This window comes from Lysinibacillus sp. SGAir0095 (assembly GCF_005491425.1).
GTDB lineage: Bacteria > Bacillota > Bacilli > Bacillales_A > Planococcaceae > Ureibacillus.
The window spans coordinates 570,582-596,775 of sequence record NZ_CP028083.1 but is presented as its reverse complement, the minus strand read 5'-3'; the positions used below and the strand labels follow the sequence as shown (position 1 = coordinate 596,775).

Genomic DNA, 26,194 nt, shown 5'->3' with positions numbered 1-26,194 from the left:
TTTCATCACTCTTTCGTAGAAGAATTAAACTCAGGTATATTAACGATGACATAGTTTTTTGTCCACATTTGAGTAGTGGCAATTAATCTTTCACCGTTTTTTTCAAAGAATAAACCGCTCCCCTCTTTCTCTTTAAATTCCCATCCTTCAGCTGCTATCAACTGTTTTATGTGTGCATCAGTAGTCTCTATACCATTGTTTTCAGTTTTTGTTATATACCAGAGACTACCACCTTCCTCCGCTATTTGGACAATTTTGCTATTGGATTCATTGAAGGCATCCATTGCTTCCTTTGGGGACACTCCCGTTATCGGCAGTGGGGGGTAGTATAGTTTATTTACAAACACAAATACCGCGATAATAACCATTACTACACCCAATATCAACGGTAGTTTCTTCAAAAAACTCCCCCCTTTCACAAAAACTTGCACTCTTAGAACTAAGAAATACCCTTTCCACCCATTGTTGTTAGGGTGCTAACTCTATCCATACCCGTTATGATTGGTTTTGCTCGTTGAATTAATTTTTGAGTGGATTCTAGCGATAAGGATGCTTGATGTGCCTCTTCACTACTCCATACTTCATAGACATACACTGAATCCGGTTCGGTTTCATTAATATTTACGAGATAGATCTCACATTCTTCAAGATTAGCCATTGATTCTGCAGCTTCCAGCAAAATCTCTACCATTGTGTCTCGTTCCCCATCTTGTACCGTAAACTTGCCATACAAACTAAATTTGCTCATTTCGTCCTCCCAAATTGTGTCTTATGAATATTGTTTCTACACAGTCACTCTTTTAACCTCTCTATCGATAGATAAAAAAGAGGCGCTCTGATGAGGCCTCTTTCTAAGCTTATAATCATCTTTATCTATTCCAAACTAGCAAACTTAGCTAAATCTTGTCGATTTCCTATTGTTACTAGAATATCATCATTTTGAAGTAATTCGTCTGGAGATGGGGAAACAATGATCTCGCTATTTCTTAAAATGGCGATGACACTGACCTTAAACCTTGCTCGAATATCAAGATCTTTTAAACTTCTACCTACCATTTTCTTAGGTAAAAGTACTTCCTCAATATTATAGTCTTTGGATAGTTCAATATAATTCAGCATGTTTGGCGATAGCAGCTGATTGGCAACACGTTCCCCCATATCTCTTTCAGGATAGATCACCCAGTGTACACCAATCGTTTCCAGCACTTGCCCATGACGCTTACTCGTAGCTTTTGCAATGATTTTTTTGATTCCTAGATTTTTTAGAAGCATTGCAGTTAAAATACTAGACTGAATATCATCTCCAATTGCTACAATGACACAATCAAAGTTAGTTATTCCTAAGGAAGTAAGTGCTTTTTCTTCACTAGCATCTGCTATAGCACTATCCGTTACGTATGGTTCTGCATTTCCCACACTTTCCTCATCAAGATCAATCCCTAATACTTCTTGCCCAGCTTCATGCAATCTTCTTGCTATACTTGTTCCAAATCTCCCTAAGCCGATTACTGCATATTGATACTTTGCCATTTTTAAACTCTCCCTATTTTGGATTAACCAATCATCATATTTCCTTTTGGACGTTTATACGCTTCTTTTGTTTGCTTTTTCGTAATAGCAAATCCAAGCGTCAACGGTCCTAATCTTCCTATAAACATCGTTAGTACAATCAAGATTCGTCCGAGTGGCGATAATTCTGGTGTTAAGCCCATTGATAGACCAACCGTTCCGAATGCTGAGGTTGCTTCAAACAAATACATCATGAAATCATGTCCATGCTCTGTGATACTAAGTAAGAAAGTAACCGTAATCACGATCATCATTCCACTTACAGCAACTGTGAGTGATTTTAATATTGTTTTTTCAACAATTCGACGTTTAAATAAAACTACATCATCTTTTCCTTTGATCTGAGAAATTACTGTCGCCATTAAAACTGCAAAAGTCGATACTTTAATTCCTCCCGCTGTGGAACCTGAACCTCCCCCGATAAACATAAGGAAAATGGTTAAGAAAAGTGTCGCATATGTTAAATCACCTATGGATAATGTATTAGCGCCTGCTGTTCTTGGACTTACACTATGGAAAATAGCACCTAGTACTTTTCCACCTAAATTTAGAGGACCCAGAGTTTTATCGTTTCCATACTCAAATAAGAAGATTAAGATAGAAGCCCCTATAATCAAAATTATTGTTGTAGTTAAGACAACTTTGGTATGAAGTGAAAGTTTGTGCGTTTCACGATATTCATACAATTCATTGATTACAACAAATCCAAGACCACCAATAATGATGAGAGAACTTAATGTTAATACAACAAATGGGTCATCCACATGGCCCGTAAAACTATTGAAATCCCCTAAAATATCAAAGCCCGCGTTATTAAAAATTGAAACACTATGGAAAATGCCGAAATACACTGCCTCACCAACTGGCATATCAATTGAAAAACGCATTGCGAGTAAAAAGGCTCCCACACTTTCCGTAACTAAGGTAAATAGCAATATCCTTTTCACTAATTTCACCATACCGGCAGTAGATGTTGCATTATAAGCTTCCTTTAAAAGTAGTCTTTCTTTAAGTGAGATTTTTTTACCTAATAATGTAAATAAAAACGTCGCAAAGGTCATAAATCCTAAACCGCCAATTTGAATCAGTACCAAAATGACAATCTCACCAAACATAGAAAATGTATTACCGGTATCAACAACGACAAGACCTGTAACACATGTAGCCGATGTCGCTGTAAACAAAGCATCTAAAAAAGATAAACTGACTCCATTTGCCGTTGCTATAGGTAGCGTAAGTAAAAATGCTCCTACAAAGATGACAAAAGCAAATCCTAGCACTAAAATTTTAGAAGGATTTAGTCCTTCTAAAAGTATATTTTTCATGTTCTTTCTCCTCAATTTTTGAAGTTTAAAATCTACTTCTTTTATAGGGTTGTTTTTCCCATAAATAAATTACTTATTACCATTACATTTAACTTTTCTCCATAAGAAAAGACCGCATTTAAAACAAGTAGCTATTCGTTGGGTTTACCAACAAAAGGGCACCTTGAATTAGGCGGTCATATAGACCTCCTCCGCTTTAGCCGACGAAGTTAGCTGACGGGTAGGATGGCGAAGAAGCTTAAAATCATCCTTTCTGCAACCTGCAGAATTAACCCCAAAAGATCGGGTCCTCCGTTCTCATTAAGAGATTTGGCCATTGATTATTTGATTTCGGATTCATTCTACTCCTCAGTAAGTAAATTGTAAATATGAAAAAAATATAAATTTGAAAAATAAAAAAGAACCATTTTTGTTTAAGGTTCCTTCACATTTCTTCTATCAAAACAGCTACTCTTTCTTTAATGGCATGTAAGAGGATGGATTTAAAGCTTCGCTCTCAATAACCATGGCCGTTAATCCTGTTTCAGTCTTTGTTTCATGCCATTCATTTTTTGCCCAAAATACTGCATCACCCGGCTGAATTTTATAGTACTCTTCTTTTTCATTCCGCACATATCCTTCACCATTCAACACTAACAAAAGCTGAGGAACAACTGCTTGGTGAAAACCGACAATACCGTTTTTCTCCAAGTACATACAACCTATGTGCACGCCTTTTTCCGTTTGCAAAATACGTGACATAACAAAATTCGAATTAAATTGTGTGATTGTCTTACCACATTCTTTATTAAATCTATAAAACTCCATATGTAGCAGCTCCTATACAAAATTTTCTCTCTAACAAGATCTACTCCAAATCCTCTTAACATCTTTTAGAACTTTATTATCAAAAGTTAATTTATAGATGTCAGGCATATCAAGATTCTCCCAGAAACTAAGATTATATTTTTTATCGAAGTAGTTCATAATTAGTACCATTATGTTTCCATGTGTTCCTATTGCAACGTTTTTACCTGCATAGGTATTTAACAACTTATCCATAGCCCTTATCCCTCGTTTTTGTGCCATAATGTTAGACTCTCCACCTGGCCATGAAAACGTAGCATTTTCCCAAACTTTTGTTATTGCTAGGTTAAAGTCCTCAACAGGTTCTATAGATAACGTCCGTTCCTTAAAATCTTCTTCCAATATAACTTCCATATTTATAACATTTGCAATACCCTCGACAGTTTGGATTGCCCTTTTGTAAGGACTTGAAATAACAATGTCTATGTTTTCATTTTCAAGAGCTTGTCTAATTTTTTCAGCGTCAATGCATCCCTTTTCAGATAAAGGTCTTCGTAATTCATCAGGAGTATATATAGAATGTGCGTGTCGTACAAAGTACAAATTAGTTAGCAAAATTGTCCACCTCTTCAGTAATTCCTCTTCTTTTGAAACGTCAATAATTTTGGTGCTGGAGAAAAAGAAAGAACATTAACATTTCTAATGAGGAATCATCCGTCGTATCAATTTTTGATTCAATATAAATTATCCCTCCACAATTTTAACCTTAGCTAAAACAAGGACATTAGTTTATTTTCACTAATGTCCTCTGTATCTTAATATTCAATTGATTGTATATATTATCCTTTAAATTTTGATTTTGAATTATAATATATCAACATAAGCGAGAAGAGGATTAATAGAATATACCCGACAAATGACAAGATATCTGCAACCAGCAAAATAAATTCTTCGAGAGCTCCGCCACCGCTGAATACGCCCACTAAAGCTGAACCAAGAATAGGACTATTTAATAATGCCAGTACAGCACTTCCCAATAGGCAGTAAAGTAATTTCGCATTTTTAGTCAATGTGAAAACACCTCCTTATGCTATTTTATTAAAGAACAGCAAAGAAGGTTACTCCTCTAAAGATTCCCAAAAGAGCTACGATGCTTTCACACAATGTTCACCAAGTAGTCCTTTAAAAAGCTTCGATCTTCAGGGAAAGTAAGCTCTAAATCTTGTATTTCATCTATAGATTTCCATGCAATATCATAGATCAAGTTGTCAGGATCCTGAATGGTTTTAGTTCCACCAAGAAGCCTGACTAGAAAATAATGAACTTCAATGGAAATATTAGCTTCATCATAGCTTTTCTTTTTCACCTGAAGTTTTCTCACAATCTCGACCTTGTATCCCGTCTCCTCTGCAACTTCCCGGATACAGCATTGCTCAAAGGTTTCGTTACTCTCCCTTCCACCAGAAGGTATCGACCAAGTCTTCTTTTCATCAGGCTTCCCTTGTAAAACCATTAAGATTTGTCCATTTTCATTTATACAAACTCCTGAAGCACCCTGCCATTCTTGCATATTGTTTAGCTCCTTTTTATTCATCATCTATAATACCAAGCAACTAGTCCTGTTCTTTCCGATAATATTCATGTAACTTGCCATCTTCATCCAATACAAATCCATATATCACATTAGAATCCTCTTCAAATGCTACCTCAACTAAAAAATCATAAGGAAAACTATAAAAATCAATATCTTTATTCAGAGTCCAATTATTTGTTGGATATTGTTCAATCAATTGATTTTCAATCTCTACTAGAAAAGCTTCATAGTTTTTTTCTCTAATTAACGGAGCTGTTATTTCAATGGCAGCAAAGACAATCGTAAAAACGAGCATAATAGCAAAGCCCCATTTTCGAAAGGGCTTTTTTAATACCAGTGTCATAATTAACAAAAGGATTATGCTATTAACAAATACAATAAAGCGAAAAGATTCAAAACCCATATAAACCAAGCCCCTTATTTCAATTCCGTAGTTTTTTAAGGCCATGTTTAGGGACCTTTTAAATTACTTCAACAAAAAAGAGCCTTAATCCTTTTTGAATTAACGCTCATGAGGCACTCTAAAAAATACGGTTACTTTCTATAGAAGGTTTTTCTAAAATTTAAAAATGAAAAGCTATCTAATCCGAATAAGCCCCTCCCGGTAAGGTGAATACATACATTCCATTTTCGCCTCGCAGCTGCCATCCCTCAAAATAATTGCTGTCATGGAATAATTCAAGATAGATTTTGCCCTCAAATTCTACCACTAAATCTGAAATCTCTTCATAATGGAAGATATTCGTTATTCGTTTTCCCATGAGAATTTTTTCAACATCTTTATGCGAGTATTGTCCTGGTGCTTGCAGACAATCTGAATATCCAATTGCCACTTCGCTAGAAACTCGTAATCTCCAAGGGCATTCAATGGTTAAAACTCCTCTTTCAAAAGACACTCCAAATGGATAATTTTTTTCGGTGTTTACCTCTGTAACCTCTTGGCCAATAAAATATTGAAAATCTAATTTACTTAGTGTTTTGTACATTTTCATACACCTCTTTAAGAAAAATCTTTATGATTTATTCTGCGTAAACAGTAGCTTTACCCCGAAACCAATGAGTACGATGCCTGTTAGTTTTTCCATATAATTTTGAACAGTCGCTGATAATAGCCACTCACGAATATAAGTTAAACAGAAAACGTAGAAGACGAACCAAAGAATCGATAATATCGAGTAAAAGCATCCCATAGCAAGAAGTTCCATCATCGCATTTTCTTTCGAGCTAACAAATTGAGGCAAGAACGTGATGAAAAAGACGGCAACCTTTGGATTTAGCAGATTTGATAATAATCCTTCTTTCCATGGTGACCCTTTCGCATTACGATCCGCAGTCGTCACATTTTCTGGGCTTTTTCGAGCTATAAGTGATTGAACACCTAGATAGATTAAATAGATTGCTCCTACCCACTTCAAAATAGAAAAAGCTACTGCCGATTGTAGAACCAAAGCTGATAGCCCAAGTGTTGCAGCAAGCGTATGACCAAGTGAACCAGCCGTAATTCCTAAAGCCATCAGTAGGCCTTCTTTCTTCCCCCCTGAAATTGTTCGTTTTGTAATCAAAGCTGTATCAACCCCAGGACTCATCACGACAAATAATGTCATTAAAATAAATGAAATCATAGTTCCACCCCAATCGATTGTTCATTTTAATTTAATATGTTAAATTAAATTTAACATCTAAACTGTGATAAGTACAATACAAATTAGAAAATTACATTAATTAATGGAGGTAAAAATGAGTCAATCGTTTATTGGATTAAAGGTTGAACAATATCGGAAGAATGCAGGGCTTTCCCTAAGAGAACTAGCAAAGCAAGCAGACATCACGCCATCCATGCTGAGTCAAATCGAAAAAGGACATAGTAACTCATCGATACAGACATTAAAATCGCTTGCGAAGGTATTAGATGTACCTGTATTTACATTTTTAATGGACGAATTGGATACAAGAGAGCTTGTGGTGAGAAAAGAGGAACGTAAGCAAATCATAATCGATGGTTTAGAATATGAATTAGTATCCCCTGACTTTACTAGTCAGATAGCTACTGCGATCATGCATTTAAAGCCAGGTAAATCCTCTTCGGAAACTCCCATGTCTCATAAGGGAGAAGAAGTTGCTTATGTAGTAAAAGGACCTATCCAATTATCACTTTTAGGAGATGAGTATACTTTAATGACCGGTGATAGTGTAAAAATTCCAGCCCAAGCTCTGCATATGTGGAGTAATCCTGCCGACGAGCAAGTCAGTATTCTCTTTTCAGTGACACCCCCTTCTTTTTAGGGTCAAGTGGTAGTTTTTAAGTAGAGTTTAAGTATTATACAGTATTAAATCTGCATTCAGAAAATTAAAAGAATCCATTTTGAAAGAATATCAAAATGGATTCTGACTAGCATATTTCATTTTCCAAAACAGCGATGAATCGAAGTTTAGTTAAAAAGCTTATCCCCAAATCTCTTTCGAAATATCGACAATATACTTCAACTTCGCCCATTGCTCATCCTCAGTCAAAATATTTCCATGATGAGTAGAAGCAAATCCACATTGTGGACTGATGCATAATTGCTCTAATGGCACATATTTTGTTGCCTCTTCAATACGTGCTTTAATATTTTCCTTATCTTCCAATTCTCCGTGTTTGGATGTGAATACCCCCAACACCACTTGTGCGCCACCATTTGGGATATGTTCTAGTGGTCCGAAGTCGCCAGAACGATCATCATCATATTCTAAGAAGAAGCCGTCTACTTTCTCTTTTGCGAATAATGTTGGCGCAATCTTCGCATAACTGCCTTCAAATGCCCATTTAGAGCGATAGTTCCCACGGCAAAGGTGAGTCGTAATGATTAGATCTTCTGGTTTATCTTCTAGAACGCCATTGGCAACACGAAGAGCTAAATCAATTAATTGTTCACGAGAATAGCCGCTATCATTGAATGGAATGTCTGGAGCATTCAGACCCGCAATATAGACATCATCTAGCTGCAAATAACGGCAGCCAGCATCATAGAAAGCCTTGATGGCCTCACGGTATGTTTGGATGACATCCTTTGTATATTCTTCAAGGTCCGGATAGATTTCTAGATTACGAATACCCGCGTTAAATAATTGGTTTGGACTCGGTATTGTTTGTTTTGCAACAGCACGGTCACCAACAATTTCTTTAAACTCGATAAATTCTTTGATATGTGGGTGATCTGGGTTAAACGAGATTCTCCCGATTACTCGTACATCGTATCGCTCTGTTTCTTCCCCTTTGAATGCGAAGCCTGATTCTGGAATGTAACCCTCAACCCCATTTAAATGTTCAAGGAAATCTGTATGCCAGAATCGGCGGCGGAATTCGCCGTCCGTAACAGCTTGTAGTCCAACTTCGATTTGCTTATCAACGATTTTTGTAATTTCTTCAGTTTCGATTGCATGCAGTTCTTGATTCGTAATGATGCCTTCTTGAAAATCCTTTCTAGCCTTATGAATTCTTTCAGGTCTTAATAAACTTCCAACATGATCTGCTCTAAATGGAGCTTTTACTAGTGTTTTCGTCATTACTAATCTCCCTCTTTCCTTCTATAAAATCGCTTTTCTTAAGGTAAGGTTAGTGTAGCATAGGGAAATTATTATAATGTAACATATAAAAACTATTCCTCACTATAGCTTTTACCTATAACTAATGGAGTTCTTCTTCAATCGACTCTTTTAGATATTGAATATAAGTATTCGCCAACGTACTATTTGTCACATTTTTATGCGTAATATACCCTACATGGATCCGCTCGTCTACCATTAAGGGAACAGCTATAATGTCTTTACTATTTAATTTATGGCTGATAACACCTGTTGAAATGGTATAGCCATTTAACCCAATCAGTAAGTTAAATAAAGTTGCACGATCCGTAACCCGGATATTTTTCGGCCTAGTTAGAGTGCTGAGAATTTCCTCCGAAAAGTAAAATGAATTGTAATCCCCCTGTTCATATGAAAGATACGGGTAAGGATCCAAATCCGATAAGGTAACATACTCCTTTGCAGAGAGTGGATTTGCTGAGCTAATAAAAACGTGTGGCTTTGCTGTAAATAGCTCATGGAATTGTAAATTTCCTTCTCTTAAAAATTTGTGAATGACCTTTTTATTAAATTCATTGACATACAAAATACCAATCTCACTTCGGAGATTCTTGACATCATCAATGATTTCATATGTCTTTGTTTCTCGTAGACTAAACTCGTATTCCTCTATATCATAATCTTTTAATAGACGAACAAAGGCACTAACCGCAAAAGCATAGTGCTGAGCAGATACAGAAAAATGTTGCTGTGGAGAATTTGTTTTCGTATAACGATTCTCCAGAAGTTCTGCCTGCTCAACTACTTGCCTAGCGTAACCTAGAAACTCCGATCCTTCAGGAGTAATCTGTATCCCCTTATTAGATCGCAAAAAAATTGTAATCCCTACTTCTTCCTCTAACTCTTTTAATGCATTGGAAAGGCTTGGTTGACTAATAAACAGGTTTTGTGCCGCTTTGTTAATCGACCGACTTCTAGCAACTTCTATTACATATTTTAATTGTTGTAATGTCATTTTTATCCCTTTTCTGTACTATTCTTTACTTGAAATTCATTTCCAGTAATTATTTTTATACATCCATTTTAACATTAATATTCAACTCACCACACACTACATAGCTCATAAATTCTTTAACGCCTCGCGCTTGCTAAGTGGCTTTAATTTGTTTGAAATAACAAACACTTTTACACTTGTAGGGTTTGTTTTCGCATATTCCCGCAGCACCCATCCAATCGCTTTTTGGACAAAGAATTCCTCACTATCAGCCCTAGAGAGAATGTATCGATACAAGCGACTTTCATCCGTTCTATTCTTATACTTAAGTTGAAATAGAATCGCCGCTCTTTGTAGCCAAAAATTTTCATCCATCATCCACTGGTCTGCATATTGGGCGATTAGCTCCGGGAAAGAATTAAACATATGGCCCATTATATTAGGAGAGAGCACATCTACTGTATCCCACCATGACTTATTAACGATTAAAGAGCTTAGCCATGGCATATCTTCAGGAGTGAGCGTCTTTTTTACTTTTTCAAGTATATCGAGAGCTGCTTTTTGATACTCTCTTTCTGGCTGCTCCCATAATGTAAAGATTACAACTGGTAGGTTTTCTTTTGACGGGACACCGAATTCCATTAAAAACTGTTTTGTTAGTTTTTTGCGTATCGGTGTTCGAATCCCTAAGAATTCAAACTGATTCCTCATGTAATTTTTTGACCAATTGGCGTAATCAGGATCATTATGTTGGGAATATCGTTTTATTAGTTCCTCGATATATTCTCTATTGTTCCAACCACTTAAATCGCCTTTTGGTAATTGATTGTTAGATTTTAAGTTGTCCTTCAATTTTATCTTCTCCCATACCACTTTAAATAACTTTCATTTTTATTTAATACTTTATCTTAATTTAAGCCGAAAAGTGTACTTCGTATCCTTGTAAAAAAGTACAATATTATAACTCTTTCATAAACTACTAATGCAAATGCAGCAATTGTTACGTGAAAGATTATCTTTCTGGTAATTTAAATTAATATAAAAGGCACTAGAGGCTGCACATGCACCCCTAGTACCCTTTCATGGCACTATTTTGTAGCTAATTCAGCTTGAATTGTTGAATTAGGTTATTTAATTCCATGGCTAATTTCTCAAGTTCCTCAGAACTCGCTGCTACTTCTTCCATAGAACTGCTTGTTTGCTGTGTTGAGGCAGAGGTTTGTTCTACGCCTGCCGCTGATTCTTCCGAGATTGACGCAATTTCTTCAATCGATGAGTTCATTTCCTGACTAGTTGATTTGATAATCATTAAACTTTCACTAACCGTCTGGATATTTTCAACCATTAGTTTTACAGATGCACTAATGTTCTCGAAGGTCTCGCCTGTTGCTTTAAGTTGACTCGTGCCCTTTTCCACTTCTGTATAGCCTGTTTGTAAGGCATTTGCTACTTCTGAAGAATCTGTTTGAATTCTTCCTACGATTTGTGTAATTTCCGAAACAGAATTTGCTACTTGTTCCGCGAGCTTTTTCACTTCCTCGGCTACTACTGCAAATCCTCGTCCCTGTTCGCCAGCACGAGCTGCTTCTATCGCCGCATTCAGTGCTAAAAGGTTTGTTTGTTCTGCTACTTCTCTTATTACCGTGACTAATTTTGAAATTTCATTTGATTGAATATCTAATTGTTGAACCTTTAAAACAGACTCATGGACAATTCGGTCAATACTTGCCATCTGTTCAATCGATTGCAGCATTAACTGAGATCCACCTTCTGTTAATTGTAATACTTCATGAGATGACTGATGGATTCTTTCACCATTTTCATTGGCTTCTTCTACTTTCTCTACATAAGTTCCCATTGATGAGGAAAGATCTGATGCGTGACTTGCCTGTGCCTCTGTACCAAAAGCGATTTCCTCCATTGTTCTAGCAACTTGTTCTGCCCCTATCTTCACTTCATTTGCAGATTGCGTCAGTTCCTCACTATGTCCTGTAATCAATTGCGATGCTTGAGAAATATTTTGAATCATATTTTTCAATTTATTTTGAAGGCTATTGATGCCATTAGCTAATTGACCCGTTTCATCCTTTGATTTGATTTCAAGTTGATGACGGGTTAGGTCTCCATCTGCTATGTATGCCATTTGTTCTGTTACTTTTTTTATAGGGCTGGAAACGTGATTTGCAAAGAACCAAATAATCAAAATACCAATCACTAATGTTATACCTATAATAATTAAATTTAATTGGAAAATCTCATTTGCAGGTTGGTTAAAATCCATCATGTACGTACCTGCAACAACTACCCAGCCCCAATCGTCGAAAGCTTTTGAGTAGGTTACTTTTTCCTCTATTTGTTCCTGATTATTAGGAAGAGGGTAAAAATAATTGGTAAAGCCTCCACCATTTAATCCATTTTTTATAAATTCTTGTGCGTAATTTTTACCGTTTATATCTTGTTTATCCCAAAGGTTACTACCTTCGCTTGTTGGGTGCGCAATCAGATTCCCTTCTTTATCAGAGATAAATACATACCCATTTTCGCCTAAGTCTAGATTTTTGTTAATCGGTCTTGTGTTATCTTCTTGCATCTCTCCAAGAATGGCTAACTTTACTTTTTCTTTCGCCTCATCTAATGTAAGATCCCCATTTTCAACCTGTTCGTTTAGTACGTTCATTAACTCAATTGTGTATTCAACACTATTTTTTAAGTTCGTCTCGCCAAGCTCACTTAAACTGCTACTACTTTTTTGATAGCTCAAAATACCTAAAATAATCATCGGAATAGATAGTAGTAAAATAGAAACAGTTAGTAGTTTCCTTTTAATCGAATGGGCAAACAAACCTTTACTATTCAATTTCATCATATAACATCCTCATCACATCAATTAGTTCTTCTCTAAATTCTAGTTTTTATTTCAAATACTTCTCTCTCATTCTTTTTTTCGATTATATGCCTATCAGACTGAAAATTCAATAGATTATAATAATGGGTAATAATATTTTTAAGAAAAAAGAACCCCTACTTCAGCCTTAGATAAATGAAGGAGGGGTTATAATAGTTGGTTAATAAATGTAATAAATCTTTTATACTATACACCATATAGCTTTTGATGAAGTTCTTTCAAACTTCTATTAATCAGCTCTCTAATATTTGATTTCTCGTTTTTAAAACCAATAATGAAATATAGCGATTTTAGGAAGTTTGTAATGTTGAATTTGGTTCGGAAATATTTATTAGAGAAGCCTTCATTGAAGTAAATTAATTCAAGGTCTTTAAGTATTTGAAGAATCCATTTTTCCAATATCTTTTCGTCCAGATTCCTTTCAAACTGGGCCTGTATAACAAAAACCAAACGTTCATCTTCTTCATCAGTATATGTTGCGTCTTTAAATAGGCAATTATGAATTGTATCCAATATAATAATGGAATCCTCTATCCTAAATTTCGAATGTTTAACTATTGAGACTAACAAGTCCGACCCATGTGCCACACTATGTGCCCATCCCTTTTCATCTACATAACCTCTTGTATCCTGTTCACTTATTAAGTAAGACACACTCTTATCTAATGCAACCGCAAAAGATTCTTTCGTTAACAACTCTAATTGGCTATCCTTAAACAAAAGACCAGCTACCACCAACGATGAAAAAGACCTTGTAAATACAGAGTCTGTGTTTTTCTCTCCAATCTTATAAAACAAATGATTATCATCTAAGCAAGCTTCAAATAGATTTTGAAATTGATTTCTAGTTAATCTTTCTTGTTCAATAAGCTTCATAAATGTTGGATAGATAAGGTTGTCCCTTAGTTCCGAATCCACAGAACCAATATGGCTTAACATATTATTAATTAGCAAGCCTAAGTCATCTACCTATGTTACATCTAACTGAGTAAGCTGTGATTTTAAATTGAAAATATCTTCATTAACTGTCATAGAAATTTCCTCAACCTCATTAAATTTTCTTCTAGAAATACCGCATTTTTCTCTATTCCTCGACGTTTAGACCAGCCAATACTGTTGAATGCATCGGTAAATAGATAAAAAGGCAACACAACCTCTAAATCGATTAATGGTCTGATGCTTTTATAGCCTTCTTTAAATGCTTGGTACAGGGCAGGATTGAAGCTTAAAAAGTCACGATACAGTTTGGTGAAATCAATTTCAGTTGAACCAAATCGGACGCTTTCAAAATCGATCATGCCCGAAACTTTATCTCCCTCAACAATGATATTGCCTGGTCGAAAATCCATATGTACAAAACTTGGACTATCCGGGGATGGAATTTGTTCTTTCATCGCTTCGTATTTCTCAATAGCTTGATTGTACAAATTGTCTTCTACTACCTCTTTTACATCCTCGGCAAAACTATAAAATTGTTTTTCGATAAATTTGGACCAGTTCGGAAATTCATTTTGAATGCCCGCTAATACCTGATTCTCTGGCGGTTGAATGTTATGCATTGTTGCTTGAAGGACCCCGACTTGAAATGCAACTGTTGGTGAAGCATCCGTTGTTAATGGTTTTCCTTTTAACTCAGATAATATAAAAGCTCCGGGACACTCTTCATCACCAGACCAACAATCCAACAATTCAGGAATGGCAACCCGACCTTTTAATATTTCATAGGCTTCAAACTCTCGTTGGTACTTCAATCTACTATATGGTATTTTCAAAAATACATCTTCACCATTTAGTAAAGTAAATCTATAGACTGTGGAACTATGGGAATCTTCAACCTCATTCATAGAGATTACCTGTAACCTAAAGTGGTCAATAACTCTAGATAGCATTAACTAAACCTCCTTTTACTACACACACTATTTGTATAATTTTACCTTAATCTAATAAAGTTATCATCGGTCTAAAAAAAGAGGTGCCCGCTTGGAGCACCCCTTTAATATGGATAAACCTATTTAACTATTTGCACCCAGCTTCATTTGACCGTTTACTATAGCGCATAAATGAGGGCCGAACTTGGTTCTTATAATAAACCCTGTCTTTTCATATTTTAGATAATCATTTAGTAAAAACGCACCTATAGAAGGAATTTCAACTTGCACATCAATGCGGCAATCCAACCCCTCTAGGAAATTACCTACTTTCACTAATAATTCACTATCTAATTGATCTAAATAGAGGCAAATATCGATATCACTAGTAGGTGTTGTTACTTGAATCGAAGTGGCAATTTCAAATCCCACACTTCCAGTTGGTCCCCATCTCAAATTGTACTTCTCAAATTCTTCTTTAACCTTGTTTAGCGATGGATAATAAAGTTGTTCTTTGAAATTTTCAATAGAATCTACTAACGAGACTGGAGAAATCACCTGCAAGATATTCCTTTGATGAATAAATGCCCCATATCGTTCCTCTCTTGTCTCACCGCGTAACCCGATTGGGATCATGCTGTTCATAATTGGCATTCTTCTAACGACGCCAAACTTTTGAGATGCAGCAGCATCTTTTACCCATTTTGGTGGGTTCACTGAGTTTTCAATATCATTAATTGTTGCAAATTGCACAATATCATGTACATTTAATTCCATTGCAACTCAATCATTTCACGCACTTGAATGGATGCTTTTCTTCCAGAGGATATCGCAATTTCCGATTTTAATCGGTTTGATAAATCACGGTTGCTATCATTCTTAATGTCGTTATATGCTTCGATAATTGCATCAAGCAAAGCATTTTTATCATCAGATTTTGGTTCTTTTGCATTTACCCCATCAAGCAATCTGTAAAGAGCGCCCAGTTTTTTAAATGATTGAATATCATAGGCCATAGAAGGTACTTCCTTTGCCGCCTCATCTAGTTCTTCAATAGTTCGTTGCGTAATAATCGCAGCTGATTTCTTTGACATTACATGGACATTTACTCCATCATCATTCAGCGCTATTAAACGATTCGCCTGCATTCCATGAGATAAGAAAGCACCCGATATAGCATTTCCTACTAGTGCAGCAACAACTGGATGACCAGTTAATCTTGCAGTGGCATAAGCATCTACAGCTGCCGAACAAGATAAAAAGATTCCAAATAATTCTTCATGGTAACCAAATGCTTGGCTAGGTACATCAACGATTGGGATTATTAGTCGTTTTTCAGAAAGGCCACTGTCTTCTTCAATTGCCTGACGTACGTATTTCGCAATTGTCCAACCTTCCAATAACCCAATCTCACCATTGCGTGCACGGTAGTATTTGCTCTCAGGGTTCGGCACTACCGCGATTACCCTAGCATTTACTCCAGAAATCGAAGTATCGGCAACTAACACAGATGGAACTTCACTAATTGAAGGTGCACCGTTAGTTAACAATTCAAACCATTTTCGTCCTGTGCTATTTACTGCTTCTACAGGAGCAGGTAAATCCGAAAGATTCGTAACTACTTTATTTTTTAATAACTCTTTCGCTTGTTCCGGAGTTACTTTTTCTTCCACATCTAAAGACTTAAATAGCGACAAGAAATGATCTACTTGTTTTGTACGATGTTGTAGCTCTATTTCTCCACTCCAAATACTTTGTATTGCATTTTTATAATTTGGAATGTCATCTTCAACGATTAGATCAGCTAAAGATGATTCATTTCGAATCGCTCCGCCAATCATCTTCCAGATCAACTGTTTATTTCTTGAATCAAGCTCTCTTATACCAGCTTCTTGTTCAATTACTTCCGGACCATTCATTCCTAAGCGACCTTCACGAGTCATGATTAATGCACTGCATAATCCAGCTGTTAAAGACATCCCGCCAAATGAACCAACTTTACCTGGAATAATTCCAATCACAGGAACAAATTCGCGTAACGCTACGATTGCTGCACTGATTTCTGCAATAGACAATAAACCATAATTGGCTTCCTGAAGACGGACACCGCCCGTATCATAAATAATCACTGGATAAATCTTATTGCCTTTTTCGCATTCTTTAATCAGCTTTTCTAGTGTACCTGCTAATTTTGCACCAGAAACTTCGCCGATTCCACCACCTTGGAAGTTACCTTCAATTGAGATTACCACTGTCTGTTGTCCATTTAAGGTCCCTTTTACAATGATCATGCCATCATCGAATTGGGGCACTATGTTCTGAGCTACTAAATGTGGAGATTCTATTCCATCAAATGGGCCCAGAATTTCAAAGGCACTACCCTTATCCAATAATTGAAATGCTCGTTCACGTGCCAGGCTTTCTACTAAACTCTCAGTTATGATTTGCGCCATTTGAACTCACCTCCACTGCTTGTGCCAATCGAATTGATACTACCCCTGGTGTTGCTCCAAAATCATTAATTCGAATACGTGCTGAAATATCATTTTGACTAACAAACCGTTCAATCACTTTTTCCCAAGTGTCTTGGAATCCTGTAATCCCTGTTCGAATTTCAACCACTGTTTTCTTCTCATTTGAAGGCTCAACTAATATCTCTAGATCTCCAGATCCAACAACGCCAACATGTGCTGGTTGTTCAATTGTTTTTGTTGCCGGAAATGTATAAGTTAATTTTTCCACAATACCGCTCCCCTTTTATTAATGATTTATTGCAAACTCCAATTTTTTTGATAATTCCATCTGGCTAATTTTATTTAAATAGATGGTTGCAGCTAATAAATCCGCACTTCCACCAGGTGATAAATATCGGTTTTTAAAATCTTCATTCATTGTTTCAAGGTCATTTAAATGGCCACTTTCTAACACTTCCGCTGCATACTGTTTGGCGTAATTCAAACCTTCAATTCCACCCCGGTGCAGTAAACAGGTGTCATCTAAATTCGCCATTAGCGCTAAAAATGCATGATGCTTCGCAACTTCGTAGTTGTATTGATTTAGTGAGGATTTAAAAATTGGCAAGCTGTACGCACGAATATGTGGAAATGCCAGTTGTGCTTCTACTTTCGCACCATTTACGCCATATTTGTTAATAGCTTTTATCCCATTAGTTAGCTGAGGTGGGATAAATCGATCTTCAAATCTCGCAATCTCTCCAGCAGTAAAACAAAGTGTCGGTTCATCGCATTCCCCACTATGAATAGCTGCTGCAGCTGTTAATAATCCAAGCGACCAAATAGCTCCTTTATGTGTATTTACGCCATTTGTTGCTTGATACATTGCCTGTTCCCCTTCACGACCAATCTCGCCGATTTTTTCGCGTAAATATTGGGATGGCTTTTCTCCAAAGGCGACCATTGCCATCTTATAGAAGGTATTGCGAAGACAATTAGCGGATTTCACCATTATTGTATAGGTTAAATCATCATGTGAACCCTGGTCTTTTTGATCAACTAGTCCCGGCTTTGGCGTTAGAGAAACTTCTTCAATTAGTGAGGCTACTGCTAAATCTGCTAAAACAGATGAAAAAGTATGGGCATCTTGCAAGCTTCTCTCCTCCTTCAAATTACCAACTACGGAATTTTGCTGGCGGCGTATACAGCCCACCTGACCATTGGACAAGCTCATCTATATTTTTGGCAGCTAGTAAAGATCGCTTCGCATCTGAACGACGTATACCTAAATCTTCTGGTAGAGCAATCATTCCTTTTTCACGCAAACGTTCTGTCGTTTTTGGGTTATGCTCCATCCCAATAGGTGTAATACCAGCTACTGAAGCAATCATTTCTCGTCTTTCAGCAATACTATCGGATTTATATAGATAAGCAATTCCCTCTTCTGTCACGATGTGGGTTACATCTTCTCCATAAATCATAACTGGTGCAACAGCTAATTTTGCCTGGTCTTTCACACTGATCGCATCGAGTGACTCAACAAAAACAGGCTTGTTCGCTTCCTGGAATGTTTCTGCTACCTGAACTACTAACTTTTTACCGCGTGCTAATGGATCGTCGGAAGTCTTCAAATTGAACCAAGCATCTGTCGAATGTCTTCGTCCACCTGGATTATGGCCCATATTAGGTGCTCCACCATATCCAGCAACACGTCCTCTTGTTACTGTAGATGAGTTTCCTAATCCGTCCATTTGCAAAGTAGAACCGATAAATAAATCAACAGCATACTGACCAGCTAATTGTGCCAAGGTACGATTTGAACGTAAGCTGCCATCTTTCCCTGTAAAGAAAATGTCTCTTCTTGCTTCTACATATTTTTCCATTCCAAGTTCTCCACCGAAGCAATAGACGCTTTCTACCCATCCTGATTCGATGGCAGGTATTAGTGTAGGGTGAGGATTTAAAACCCAGTTCGTACAAATATTTCCTTTAAGTCCTAACGATTCAGCATAAGTAGGCAATAATAATTCAACAGCGGCGGTATTAAACCCAATACCATGATTTAGTGATTTCACACCGTGTTTTTCATAGATGCCTCGAATAATCATCATTGCTTGTAAAATCTGAATATCTGTAATATGTCGTGGATCTCTTGTAAATAACGGTTCAAGCTCATAAGGCTTATCTGCAACAACAATAAAATCTACCCAAGAGCTTGGTATGTCTACACGTGGTAGTTCATCGACTATCTCATTTACTTGGGCAATGACAATCCCATCACGGAAAGCGGCTGCTTCCACTAATGTCGGTGTTTCTTCAGTATTCGGGCCAGTATACAGGTTCCCATTGCTATCTGCTTTATCTGCTGCGACTAATGCTACATTAGGAATTAAATCGATAAATAATCGCCCATAAAGCTCTATATACGTATGCAGGTCTCCTAGTTCAATTTTTCCATCTTCAATCATTTGAGAGATTCGTAGACTCTGTGGTCCAGCATAGGAAAAATCGATTTTTCTTGCAATTCCATATTCAAATACATCTAAATGTTCCGGTCTTGAAATACTGGACATAATCATATGCAAATCATGAACTTTTTTCGGGTCTACCTGTACCAAAGATTGCGATAAGAAAGAAGCTTGCTTTTGGTTGTTTCCTTCCAGCACAACACGATCACCTGATTTTATTAATCGCTCCAAAACCTCTACGATTCGATTGGTCGGAATAATTACCCCATCAACCAGATCCTTTACGCTTTCTACTCTTTCTTTTTTTGCTTCCACTCTAGTAGTCCACGATTTAGTTGCTTCCCCTACATTTTTCAAAACCATTTTACACACCCCTATTTTTTAATTTGACATTAGATAGAAGCAATCCTCGATACCATTTTTCGATACAGACATTGTTCGAACTTCCGAGAATGCTTGTTGAGCCAACTTGCTTAATACATCGCCTGGTGGCATTTCAATAAATAAGTTTGTCCCAGATTCAAAAAGTAAATTCACTGCATCATGCCAACGTACAGGATAACAAATGCTTTTAGCTAAATCTTCTTTTACCGCATCAGCTTGCATTAATAACCTTGAAGTGATATTACTGGATATCGGAATTTTCGGTCTTTTAAGCTCGAGTTTGTTCAACTCTACCAACAACTCTTCACTTACACTGTTGAATAAAGGACTGTGTGAAGGTGTTGATACGTTTAACAGCTTCGTAGATGTTGCTCCGTGCAATTTCACATAATCTAGTACATTTTGTAGCCCGATAAGAGAACCCGATAATGTAATTTGTGTTGGAGAATTACGATTTGAAACATATACTGGTTCCTCTTCACGGAATAGCCTAGTTACGATTTCAGAAATCTTATATTCATCTAATCCTAGTACTACAGCCATTCCAAACCCTTCATCACAAGTCCTCTCCATCAGTTCTCCACGTAAAGTTACTAGCTTTAGCGCTTCTTCAAATGTAATTACCCCAGAAGCTGTTGCAGCACCAAAGGCACCTACAGAATGACCTGCCACAAAATTTGGTATTAGACCGTTTTTCTCAAATACTCGATATGTAGCAACAGATGCAATCAATAAACATTGTTGTACTGCCTTTGTTGTTGTAAGCGCTTTTTTACTATGCAGTTGTTCTACTTTCGTATTTAAAATTTCGCTGCTTTCTTCTAAAATTTCTTTAACGACTGGATCATCGGATAAATCATTTAACATCCCTTCATACTGAGAACCTTGACCTGGAAAGAGAAAAGCACTTTTCACTGTATCCCTCCTACCTAAAATAACGTTTTACTCACATTGAAGATTACGTTTTCTGTATGGTGACGAAGCAATTCAATAAATTCGTCCATTTGGTTTGCTTTTAGATATTCATAGATTTTTCTATGTTCCTCTTTGGATTTTTCAATTGTTTCTGCTTGTGAGAAGTGAATACCTTGAATTCGGAGTAACGGAAAACTAATTTTGCTATAAACCCCTTCTAAAACAGAACTTTCACTGAACTTAATAATTGTGTAGTGATAAGCGTAGTTCAATTGCACATATTGGGTTTGATTTGTACATTTCTCCATATCTCTCAACATACTTTTCAATTCAGCTAATAAATCTTTCTTTTTATGCGGCTCATGTATTCTTTTTGCTGATAGCAATTCTATATTATTCCTGATATCCAGCAAATCCTGGATTTCCGATAATGTATATCCTTTTACAAAAGCCCCTTTTCTAGGGATTCTTTCTAATAATCCTTCTGTAGCAAGCATATAAATCGCTTCTCTAATCGGAGAACGACTTGTGCTAAACATTTCCGCATATGCGCCCTCAACTATTTTATCTCCAGGCTTTAACTCTCCATTTAAGATTTGCTCCAATATTTTCTCTGCAACAATTCTCGATAATGCATTATCTAACGGATAGTTTAAAAAAAATTCCATTAAGACCACATCCTTCAGTGCTATTCAACCTCAATAACGGTCGACTGTATACTTAAATAATAAAACAGATAAAACAAAATTTCAATCGATTTTTACCTATTTTTCTGCTTTATGGAAAAATTTTAGTTGATTTATATTTTTTTATATTTTATGATGTTCTCAGAATACAGTCGACTGAAAATTCGTTTAGTTTTACTACAACTTGATAAAGGGGTGTCAGGAATATGGTGATTTATGGGGTTGCTATTTTAGCAGGGTGTTTTTTAGTTGGCACAATTGTCGGGGAATTTATTGGGACATTAATGGGAGTAGACTCGAATGTTGGTGGCGTAGGTATAGCCATGCTTCTGTTAATCATTGTGGTTGATAAGCTTGTAAAGTCAGGAAAAATAACGAAACCTTCACTAGATGGTTTAAGTTTTTGGAATCAAATGTATATTCCCGTGGTTATTGCAATGGCAGCAAGCCAAAATGTTTTAGGTGCTTTAACAGGAGGACCTTTAGCAATTATTGCTGGAATCGCAGTTGTAGTAATTAGTTGGGCATTAGTACCCCTTCTTAGCGGAAAGCAAAAAGAAGAAGATTCTAGTTATAGTAAAACAGTAATAAGGGGTGAAGTAGATGCTTGATATGATTAAAGGCGTATTTGTGGATAACGGATTTATCACAGCATTTTTAGTTGTCGGCTTAACGATGTGGCTTGCCTATTTCCTTTCAAATAAATTAACGAAAGGCAAGGTTCATGGTTCTGCTATTGCCATTGTACTCGGGCTGGTTTTAGCCTATATCGGTGGCGTAGTAACAGATGGGACTAAAGGTGTTTCCGATATCAGTGTTCTAGCAGGAATAGGTTTCCTTGGAGGAAGTATGTTACGAGATTTTGCCATTGTAGCAACTTCTTTTGGCGCAAATTTTGATGAGATTAAAAAGGCCGGCTTCCGAGGAATCATTTCCCTGTTCTTGGGCGTAATACTATCTTTTGTTGTCGGTGCTATCTTCGCCTTCATGTTTGGATACAAAGACGCAGTAAGTATTGCTACAATTGGTGCCGGAACTGCAACTTATATTGTAGGGCCTGTAACTGGTGCTGCATTAGGTGCAACTTCTGAGGTAATAGCAATCAGCATAGCAGCTGGTCTAGTTAAATCTGTATTGGTAATGGTGGGAACACCTTTTATAGCAAAATATATTGGCTTAAATAATCCAATGTCAGCAATGGTTTATGGCGGTTTAATGGGGACTACTTCTGGGGTAGCTGGTGGTTTAGCTGCAACTGATCCTAAATTAGTACCTTATGGAGCCGTTACTGCTACATTCTATACGGGCTTAGGATGTTTATTAGCCCCAACGGTTTTATTCCTTATAACAGATTTTATTTTTTAATAGATAATAAGAAGCTACTAAGGTGTAGATATAAAGCCGATTTGTCACAGGGAATGTAACAAATCGGCTTTTTAATGGTTAAAAAAAGTTATACTAATCCGAGATTTTCTTTAACCTCTTTAATTTGCAATATATGTCGCATTTCGTGGTGCCCAATAAATGGAATCCATTGCTTCAAATTCATTTGACCAAATACTGGGTGAGGGAATCCCTTCACTTCCAATCCTTTTTCATCGGCCGTTTCCTCTACTTTTTTCAGCTTTTGATGTGTGATATTCAGCTTAAATTTCAACTCTTCTAATGTAGCAAAATCATTGCTTGGTTTTGCAAATTCTGGAGCCTCTATCTTTATGTCTCGATTAATTGTGGCTTCAATTGGCTTGATTTGTGCATTCACTACTTCGCCATTTTCCATTCTATCAAGGATCATCTCCGAAATGGCCCCTTCCATCAGGAATAAATGTTCGACTATTTGCTTGACTGACCACTGTTCTTCGGAAGGTTTTTTATTCAGATTTTCATCTGATAATCCGTTTATTTCATTCAATAATTCTTCCCGAGCTTTTTCATTTATTTGCATGTTTTTTCATCCCTCTCATATGACTTTAAAATTATATTAGCATAGCTCCCTTTTAAAGACTTTAAATCACTCCTCTTAATAAGGTCGAAGCTTTTAAAATCTATTCATTTCTTGAACGTCTATAAAAAAGAACATCAATTCTTTTCGAATCAATGTCCACCGAATGGATTAGTTAAAAAAACTTATTTCTTTTACATTTTTTGATCCGTTAAATTCAATTCATAATGGTAGAATTCCGAATCCTTTTTATAACTATTTTTTTCATATAATTTTTGAGCAGAAACATTGTCCTGTGCTGTACTAAGGCTAAGACATTTAGCCCCTGTTTCAATAGCAAATTCTTTAGCTTTATTTAAGAGCATCTCTCCTACTCCTTGTTTTCTTGCTCCTGCATCTACATATAGATCATTTAGTATCCACGCTCTTTTCATCGAGATAGATGAAAATGTTGGATACAGTTGAGTAAAACCAATCAACTTGCCTTTATCTTTTACGATAAATATGACTGAAGTCTTGCTCTCTATACGTTCTTTTATGTAAGCTCTAGCCCGTTCCAAGTCTGATTCTTGATTGTAAAACATGCGATACAGGTTAAATAGATGTGAAGTACCTTCTAAATCTTCGAGTGTAGCTTGATATAGTTCCATCATTTCTCCTTCTTAGTATCTGGTATTTTTGTTCTTCGAGTTTATAATCTCTTTAAGTTCATTATTAGTCTATAAGAGATGAAAGAACAAAGAATTAGTAATTAAGTTATTATTCTTTTCCTCCGAAGAGTTCTAAACTTCACATAAAGCCCCTTAATTGTTTGTAGGAACAAACTTATTTAACCATTCCTCTACATTTGAAAAGAACCCTTCGTTCTTCCATAATAGCAATGTATCGAGCTCTCCTATTTTATGGAGACTATCCTGGAAAAAGCAATCTGCTATGAAATAGCCAAATCTTGAAAAGCCAAATTTCGAACCTCCATTTATCGAAAACCATTCTTTATAGATTTGTACGTTCTCTTTTTCTCTCTTGATATCAATTGCAAAACTACTAATGATGTCTTCTTTATGTTCCTTCGCAAATTTCAGCCATTCATCACCGGTATGATCATAAGAAAAATAGATGGATTCGTTGAGGTTAGGTACAATCTTCTTTGAGAAATGTGTTGCTGCCCCTTCTTGTAATAACGTGACATAGGGATGATTCCATTGTACGTTTTTCCAATTCATCTGATGCTCTTGTGAGATAATATTATGTGCCGCATGACCAAATTCGTGAGCTATAATAACACGCAAGGGATCTTCTTCAAAAGATAATCTTTCCATTGCAAAGGTTATATCCGGTATTATTTCTCGGTGTGTATAAGCATTGGAACCATACGCCCCGATAATTAAGTTCACAGTAACCGGGAATTCTAGACGATACTTTGTTTCATAGGTAACAATAGCTTCTTCTATTAAATCACCAATAGACTGGTGTACTTTTTTAATGGACTCCCAATCAGCTGTATATTTTTCAATGGCATTGTTTAGCCTTTCATCGGTATCTTGGCAATGATATAAAAAATAGGTACGAAATATCTCGGGAAACTTTTGATGATATGCACGCAGCTTTTCTACATTTGGCTCTTTTGGGAATACAGAGAATGTATCCACGATTTTCAATCCTATTCCTCCTCGCTATGGAATCTACTTAATATAGATTTTCTTTTTAATAGGTACATATAAATCCACCTTACATTTCCCTTCCGGATCTTCGGCAAGGTTATTCATATTAAATTCAAGGGGAAATCTATTGTTATCTGACTCATATTCACTATGGGGTAACCATTGACCAAACATATATTGGTAAACACCATTCAGCTTTTCAGGCGTATCGTAAAATGAATGTAATGCGTACAGACCACCATCCAATTTCCTGAATTGAACATCCGGATGCTTCTCTTTTTCAAAACTTTCAGGAATTGTGACACATGCATCATGGCGACATTGATTTGGTTCAACTAGATCCGGATTGTCTAAGGATATGCCTATAAAGGATTGGTGAGGTGGAAAAAGTCCATTCGTCATTGCCCAATCGATCAACCTTCCCCAATGTTCTTGCACTTCAAAGTAACTTCCAGTTCGTCTAATATAAGCTACCTCATAATCCTCTAATTCTGTAAATTCAATGTTCATTTTTCCAACTCCTATCAATCTCCAAGATTCATAAAAAATAAATTCAACATCATTTTCAACAATCCTTCTTGGAGCACTGCATATGATTTGCTCTATTAATATATTCAATAATGATTGGTAAATCAGGTGGACTAATATTGGGTGGGAGTTCATCCAATTTAAAGAATTTTAATTCTTGGACTTCACTTTCTTCCAATCTTAACTTACCTTGATAATCCTTGCATATGTAAGCTGCTACAACGTTATATACTTCATCGCCATGAGGGTATTTATAATAGAATCGTTCTCCGGAGTACACATTCAATAGCTCTAAAGCATTTGCAACTAGACCTGTTTCTTCAAACAATTCTCTTTTAGCCACCTGTTCGAAAGACTCTCCTAATTCTAATGAGCCACCAGCTAATCCCCAGCAATTATTATCCTGACGAAGCTGCAATAAAAGTCTATTTTCTTCATCTATTAAAATGACACAAGCGCCGGCCATTATAAGAGGACGGCTTCCAACTAATTTTCTTATATCCATAATGTAACCCATAACTAATGCCTCCAACCAATTTCCAAATTAATAAG

At 36.4% G+C, this 26,194-nt stretch carries 32 protein-coding genes and 1 riboswitch; of the genes, 3 read left to right on the top strand and 29 right to left on the bottom strand.

Going from position 1 to position 26,194, the window contains the following annotated elements:
• Positions 1-5 precede the first annotated feature (5 nt).
• The 11 genes from C1N55_RS02975 to C1N55_RS02925 all read right to left on the bottom strand — a co-directional run bounded on the left by C1N55_RS02975 (position 6) and on the right by C1N55_RS02925 (position 6,896).
• The gene (locus C1N55_RS02975; protein WP_137727423.1) at positions 6-401 is read right to left on the bottom strand and encodes a hypothetical protein; all 396 of its coding nucleotides are present in this window, start codon (positions 399-401) and stop codon (positions 6-8) included.
• Positions 402-439: 38 nt separating this feature from the next.
• Positions 440-748 (bottom strand): putative quinol monooxygenase, encoded by a 309-nt coding sequence (locus tag C1N55_RS02970; protein ID WP_137727422.1) that lies wholly within the window; start codon positions 746-748, stop codon positions 440-442.
• A gap of 125 nt (positions 749-873) precedes the next feature.
• The gene (locus tag C1N55_RS02965; protein ID WP_137727421.1) at positions 874-1,530 is read right to left on the bottom strand and encodes a potassium channel family protein; all 657 of its coding nucleotides are present in this window, start codon (positions 1,528-1,530) and stop codon (positions 874-876) included.
• A 23-nt stretch (positions 1,531-1,553) separates the two neighbouring features.
• Positions 1,554-2,894, bottom strand: coding sequence for a TrkH family potassium uptake protein (locus C1N55_RS02960; RefSeq protein ID WP_137727420.1), 1,341 nt, complete (start codon positions 2,892-2,894; stop codon positions 1,554-1,556).
• Between the two features lie 184 nt (positions 2,895-3,078).
• Positions 3,079-3,219, bottom strand: a riboswitch (cyclic di-AMP (ydaO/yuaA leader).
• Between the two features lie 122 nt (positions 3,220-3,341).
• Positions 3,342-3,701 (bottom strand): cupin domain-containing protein, encoded by a 360-nt coding sequence (locus tag C1N55_RS02955; RefSeq protein ID WP_137727419.1) that lies wholly within the window; start codon positions 3,699-3,701, stop codon positions 3,342-3,344.
• A 30-nt stretch (positions 3,702-3,731) separates the two neighbouring features.
• Entirely contained in the window at positions 3,732-4,295 is a 564-nt protein-coding gene (locus C1N55_RS02950; protein ID WP_137727418.1) for a histidine phosphatase family protein, read from the bottom strand.
• 224 nt (positions 4,296-4,519) lie between these two features.
• Positions 4,520-4,750, bottom strand: coding sequence for a hypothetical protein (locus tag C1N55_RS02945; protein WP_137727417.1), 231 nt, complete (start codon positions 4,748-4,750; stop codon positions 4,520-4,522).
• Between the two features lie 86 nt (positions 4,751-4,836).
• A complete protein-coding gene (locus C1N55_RS02940) occupies positions 4,837-5,250 on the bottom strand; it encodes an NUDIX hydrolase (RefSeq protein ID WP_137727416.1) in 414 nt (137 codons plus the stop codon).
• Positions 5,251-5,293: 43 nt separating this feature from the next.
• On the bottom strand, positions 5,294-5,677 hold the full coding sequence (locus C1N55_RS02935; RefSeq protein WP_137727415.1) for a hypothetical protein: 384 nt from the start codon (positions 5,675-5,677) through the stop codon (positions 5,294-5,296).
• A 178-nt stretch (positions 5,678-5,855) separates the two neighbouring features.
• The gene (locus tag C1N55_RS02930) at positions 5,856-6,260 is read right to left on the bottom strand and encodes a DUF6188 family protein (protein ID WP_137727414.1); all 405 of its coding nucleotides are present in this window, start codon (positions 6,258-6,260) and stop codon (positions 5,856-5,858) included.
• A 27-nt stretch (positions 6,261-6,287) separates the two neighbouring features.
• Positions 6,288-6,896, bottom strand: a complete 609-nt coding sequence (locus tag C1N55_RS02925; RefSeq protein ID WP_137727413.1) for a LysE family translocator — start codon at positions 6,894-6,896, stop codon at positions 6,288-6,290.
• Positions 6,897-7,011: 115 nt separating this feature from the next.
• Between C1N55_RS02925 and C1N55_RS02920 the strand changes: the two genes are divergently transcribed.
• A complete protein-coding gene (locus C1N55_RS02920) occupies positions 7,012-7,557 on the top strand; it encodes a helix-turn-helix domain-containing protein (protein WP_137727412.1) in 546 nt (181 codons plus the stop codon).
• Between the two features lie 159 nt (positions 7,558-7,716).
• Here C1N55_RS02920 and C1N55_RS02915 read toward each other — a convergent pair whose 3' ends face one another.
• From C1N55_RS02915 to C1N55_RS02855, 13 genes are all read right to left on the bottom strand, one after another.
• Positions 7,717-8,820: a 5-methyltetrahydropteroyltriglutamate--homocysteine S-methyltransferase gene (locus tag C1N55_RS02915; RefSeq protein WP_137727411.1), complete on the bottom strand. Its 1,104-nt coding sequence runs from the start codon at positions 8,818-8,820 to the stop codon at positions 7,717-7,719.
• Positions 8,821-8,941: 121 nt separating this feature from the next.
• Complete coding sequence (locus C1N55_RS02910) at positions 8,942-9,853, bottom strand: LysR family transcriptional regulator (protein WP_137727410.1); 912 nt, start codon at positions 9,851-9,853, stop codon at positions 8,942-8,944.
• A 105-nt stretch (positions 9,854-9,958) separates the two neighbouring features.
• Complete coding sequence (locus tag C1N55_RS02905) at positions 9,959-10,684, bottom strand: DNA alkylation repair protein (protein WP_137727409.1); 726 nt, start codon at positions 10,682-10,684, stop codon at positions 9,959-9,961.
• Positions 10,685-10,931: 247 nt separating this feature from the next.
• Positions 10,932-12,698, bottom strand: a complete 1,767-nt coding sequence (locus C1N55_RS02900) for a methyl-accepting chemotaxis protein (protein ID WP_137727408.1) — start codon at positions 12,696-12,698, stop codon at positions 10,932-10,934.
• Between the two features lie 225 nt (positions 12,699-12,923).
• A complete protein-coding gene (locus tag C1N55_RS02895) occupies positions 12,924-13,691 on the bottom strand; it encodes a DUF2785 domain-containing protein (RefSeq protein WP_168193790.1) in 768 nt (255 codons plus the stop codon).
• Between the two features lie 74 nt (positions 13,692-13,765).
• On the bottom strand, positions 13,766-14,626 hold the full coding sequence (locus tag C1N55_RS02890) for a phosphotransferase family protein (protein ID WP_137727406.1): 861 nt from the start codon (positions 14,624-14,626) through the stop codon (positions 13,766-13,768).
• Between the two features lie 123 nt (positions 14,627-14,749).
• Positions 14,750-15,382 carry a malonate decarboxylase holo-ACP synthase gene (locus tag C1N55_RS02885; protein ID WP_137727405.1) on the bottom strand — a complete coding sequence of 211 codons (633 nt, stop codon included), beginning with the start codon at positions 15,380-15,382 and terminating at the stop codon, positions 14,750-14,752.
• On the bottom strand, positions 15,373-17,058 hold the full coding sequence (locus tag C1N55_RS02880) for a biotin-independent malonate decarboxylase subunit beta (RefSeq protein WP_137727404.1): 1,686 nt from the start codon (positions 17,056-17,058) through the stop codon (positions 15,373-15,375). Before C1N55_RS02880 ends, C1N55_RS02885 begins: the two co-directional genes overlap by 10 nt.
• Positions 17,039-17,347, bottom strand: a complete 309-nt coding sequence (locus C1N55_RS02875; RefSeq protein ID WP_137727403.1) for a malonate decarboxylase subunit delta — start codon at positions 17,345-17,347, stop codon at positions 17,039-17,041. Before C1N55_RS02875 ends, C1N55_RS02880 begins: the two co-directional genes overlap by 20 nt.
• 18 nt (positions 17,348-17,365) lie before the next feature.
• Positions 17,366-18,211, bottom strand: a complete 846-nt coding sequence (locus tag C1N55_RS02870) for a triphosphoribosyl-dephospho-CoA synthase (RefSeq protein WP_137727402.1) — start codon at positions 18,209-18,211, stop codon at positions 17,366-17,368.
• Between the two features lie 19 nt (positions 18,212-18,230).
• Positions 18,231-19,889 carry a malonate decarboxylase subunit alpha gene (gene mdcA, locus C1N55_RS02865; RefSeq protein ID WP_137727401.1) on the bottom strand — a complete coding sequence of 553 codons (1,659 nt, stop codon included), beginning with the start codon at positions 19,887-19,889 and terminating at the stop codon, positions 18,231-18,233.
• 18 nt (positions 19,890-19,907) lie between these two features.
• Positions 19,908-20,825, bottom strand: a complete 918-nt coding sequence (locus tag C1N55_RS02860; protein ID WP_137727400.1) for an ACP S-malonyltransferase — start codon at positions 20,823-20,825, stop codon at positions 19,908-19,910.
• A 14-nt stretch (positions 20,826-20,839) separates the two neighbouring features.
• Entirely contained in the window at positions 20,840-21,493 is a 654-nt protein-coding gene (locus C1N55_RS02855; RefSeq protein ID WP_137727399.1) for a GntR family transcriptional regulator, read from the bottom strand.
• Between the two features lie 224 nt (positions 21,494-21,717).
• Here C1N55_RS02855 and madL point away from each other — a divergent pair, with 224 nt between their 5' ends.
• Together madL and madM are read left to right on the top strand one after the other, a co-directional pair.
• The gene (gene madL / locus C1N55_RS02850) at positions 21,718-22,122 is read left to right on the top strand and encodes a malonate transporter subunit MadL (RefSeq protein WP_137727398.1); all 405 of its coding nucleotides are present in this window, start codon (positions 21,718-21,720) and stop codon (positions 22,120-22,122) included.
• Entirely contained in the window at positions 22,115-22,876 is a 762-nt protein-coding gene (gene madM, locus C1N55_RS02845) for a malonate transporter subunit MadM (RefSeq protein WP_137727397.1), read from the top strand. Before madL ends, madM begins: the two co-directional genes overlap by 8 nt.
• A gap of 88 nt (positions 22,877-22,964) precedes the next feature.
• Here the strand turns inward: madM and C1N55_RS02840 are convergent, their stop codons facing one another.
• The 5 genes from C1N55_RS02840 to C1N55_RS02820 all read right to left on the bottom strand — a co-directional run bounded on the left by C1N55_RS02840 (position 22,965) and on the right by C1N55_RS02820 (position 26,159).
• Positions 22,965-23,456 (bottom strand): DinB family protein, encoded by a 492-nt coding sequence (locus C1N55_RS02840; protein WP_137727396.1) that lies wholly within the window; start codon positions 23,454-23,456, stop codon positions 22,965-22,967.
• A gap of 191 nt (positions 23,457-23,647) precedes the next feature.
• On the bottom strand, positions 23,648-24,103 hold the full coding sequence (locus C1N55_RS02835; protein WP_137727395.1) for a GNAT family N-acetyltransferase: 456 nt from the start codon (positions 24,101-24,103) through the stop codon (positions 23,648-23,650).
• A 153-nt stretch (positions 24,104-24,256) separates the two neighbouring features.
• Positions 24,257-25,111 carry a hypothetical protein gene (locus tag C1N55_RS02830; RefSeq protein WP_137727394.1) on the bottom strand — a complete coding sequence of 285 codons (855 nt, stop codon included), beginning with the start codon at positions 25,109-25,111 and terminating at the stop codon, positions 24,257-24,259.
• 24 nt (positions 25,112-25,135) lie between these two features.
• Positions 25,136-25,624, bottom strand: coding sequence for an AraC family transcriptional regulator (locus C1N55_RS02825; protein ID WP_137727393.1), 489 nt, complete (start codon positions 25,622-25,624; stop codon positions 25,136-25,138).
• 55 nt (positions 25,625-25,679) lie between these two features.
• Positions 25,680-26,159 carry an NUDIX hydrolase gene (locus C1N55_RS02820; RefSeq protein ID WP_137727392.1) on the bottom strand — a complete coding sequence of 160 codons (480 nt, stop codon included), beginning with the start codon at positions 26,157-26,159 and terminating at the stop codon, positions 25,680-25,682.
• Between the last annotated feature and the right edge of the window lie 35 nt (positions 26,160-26,194).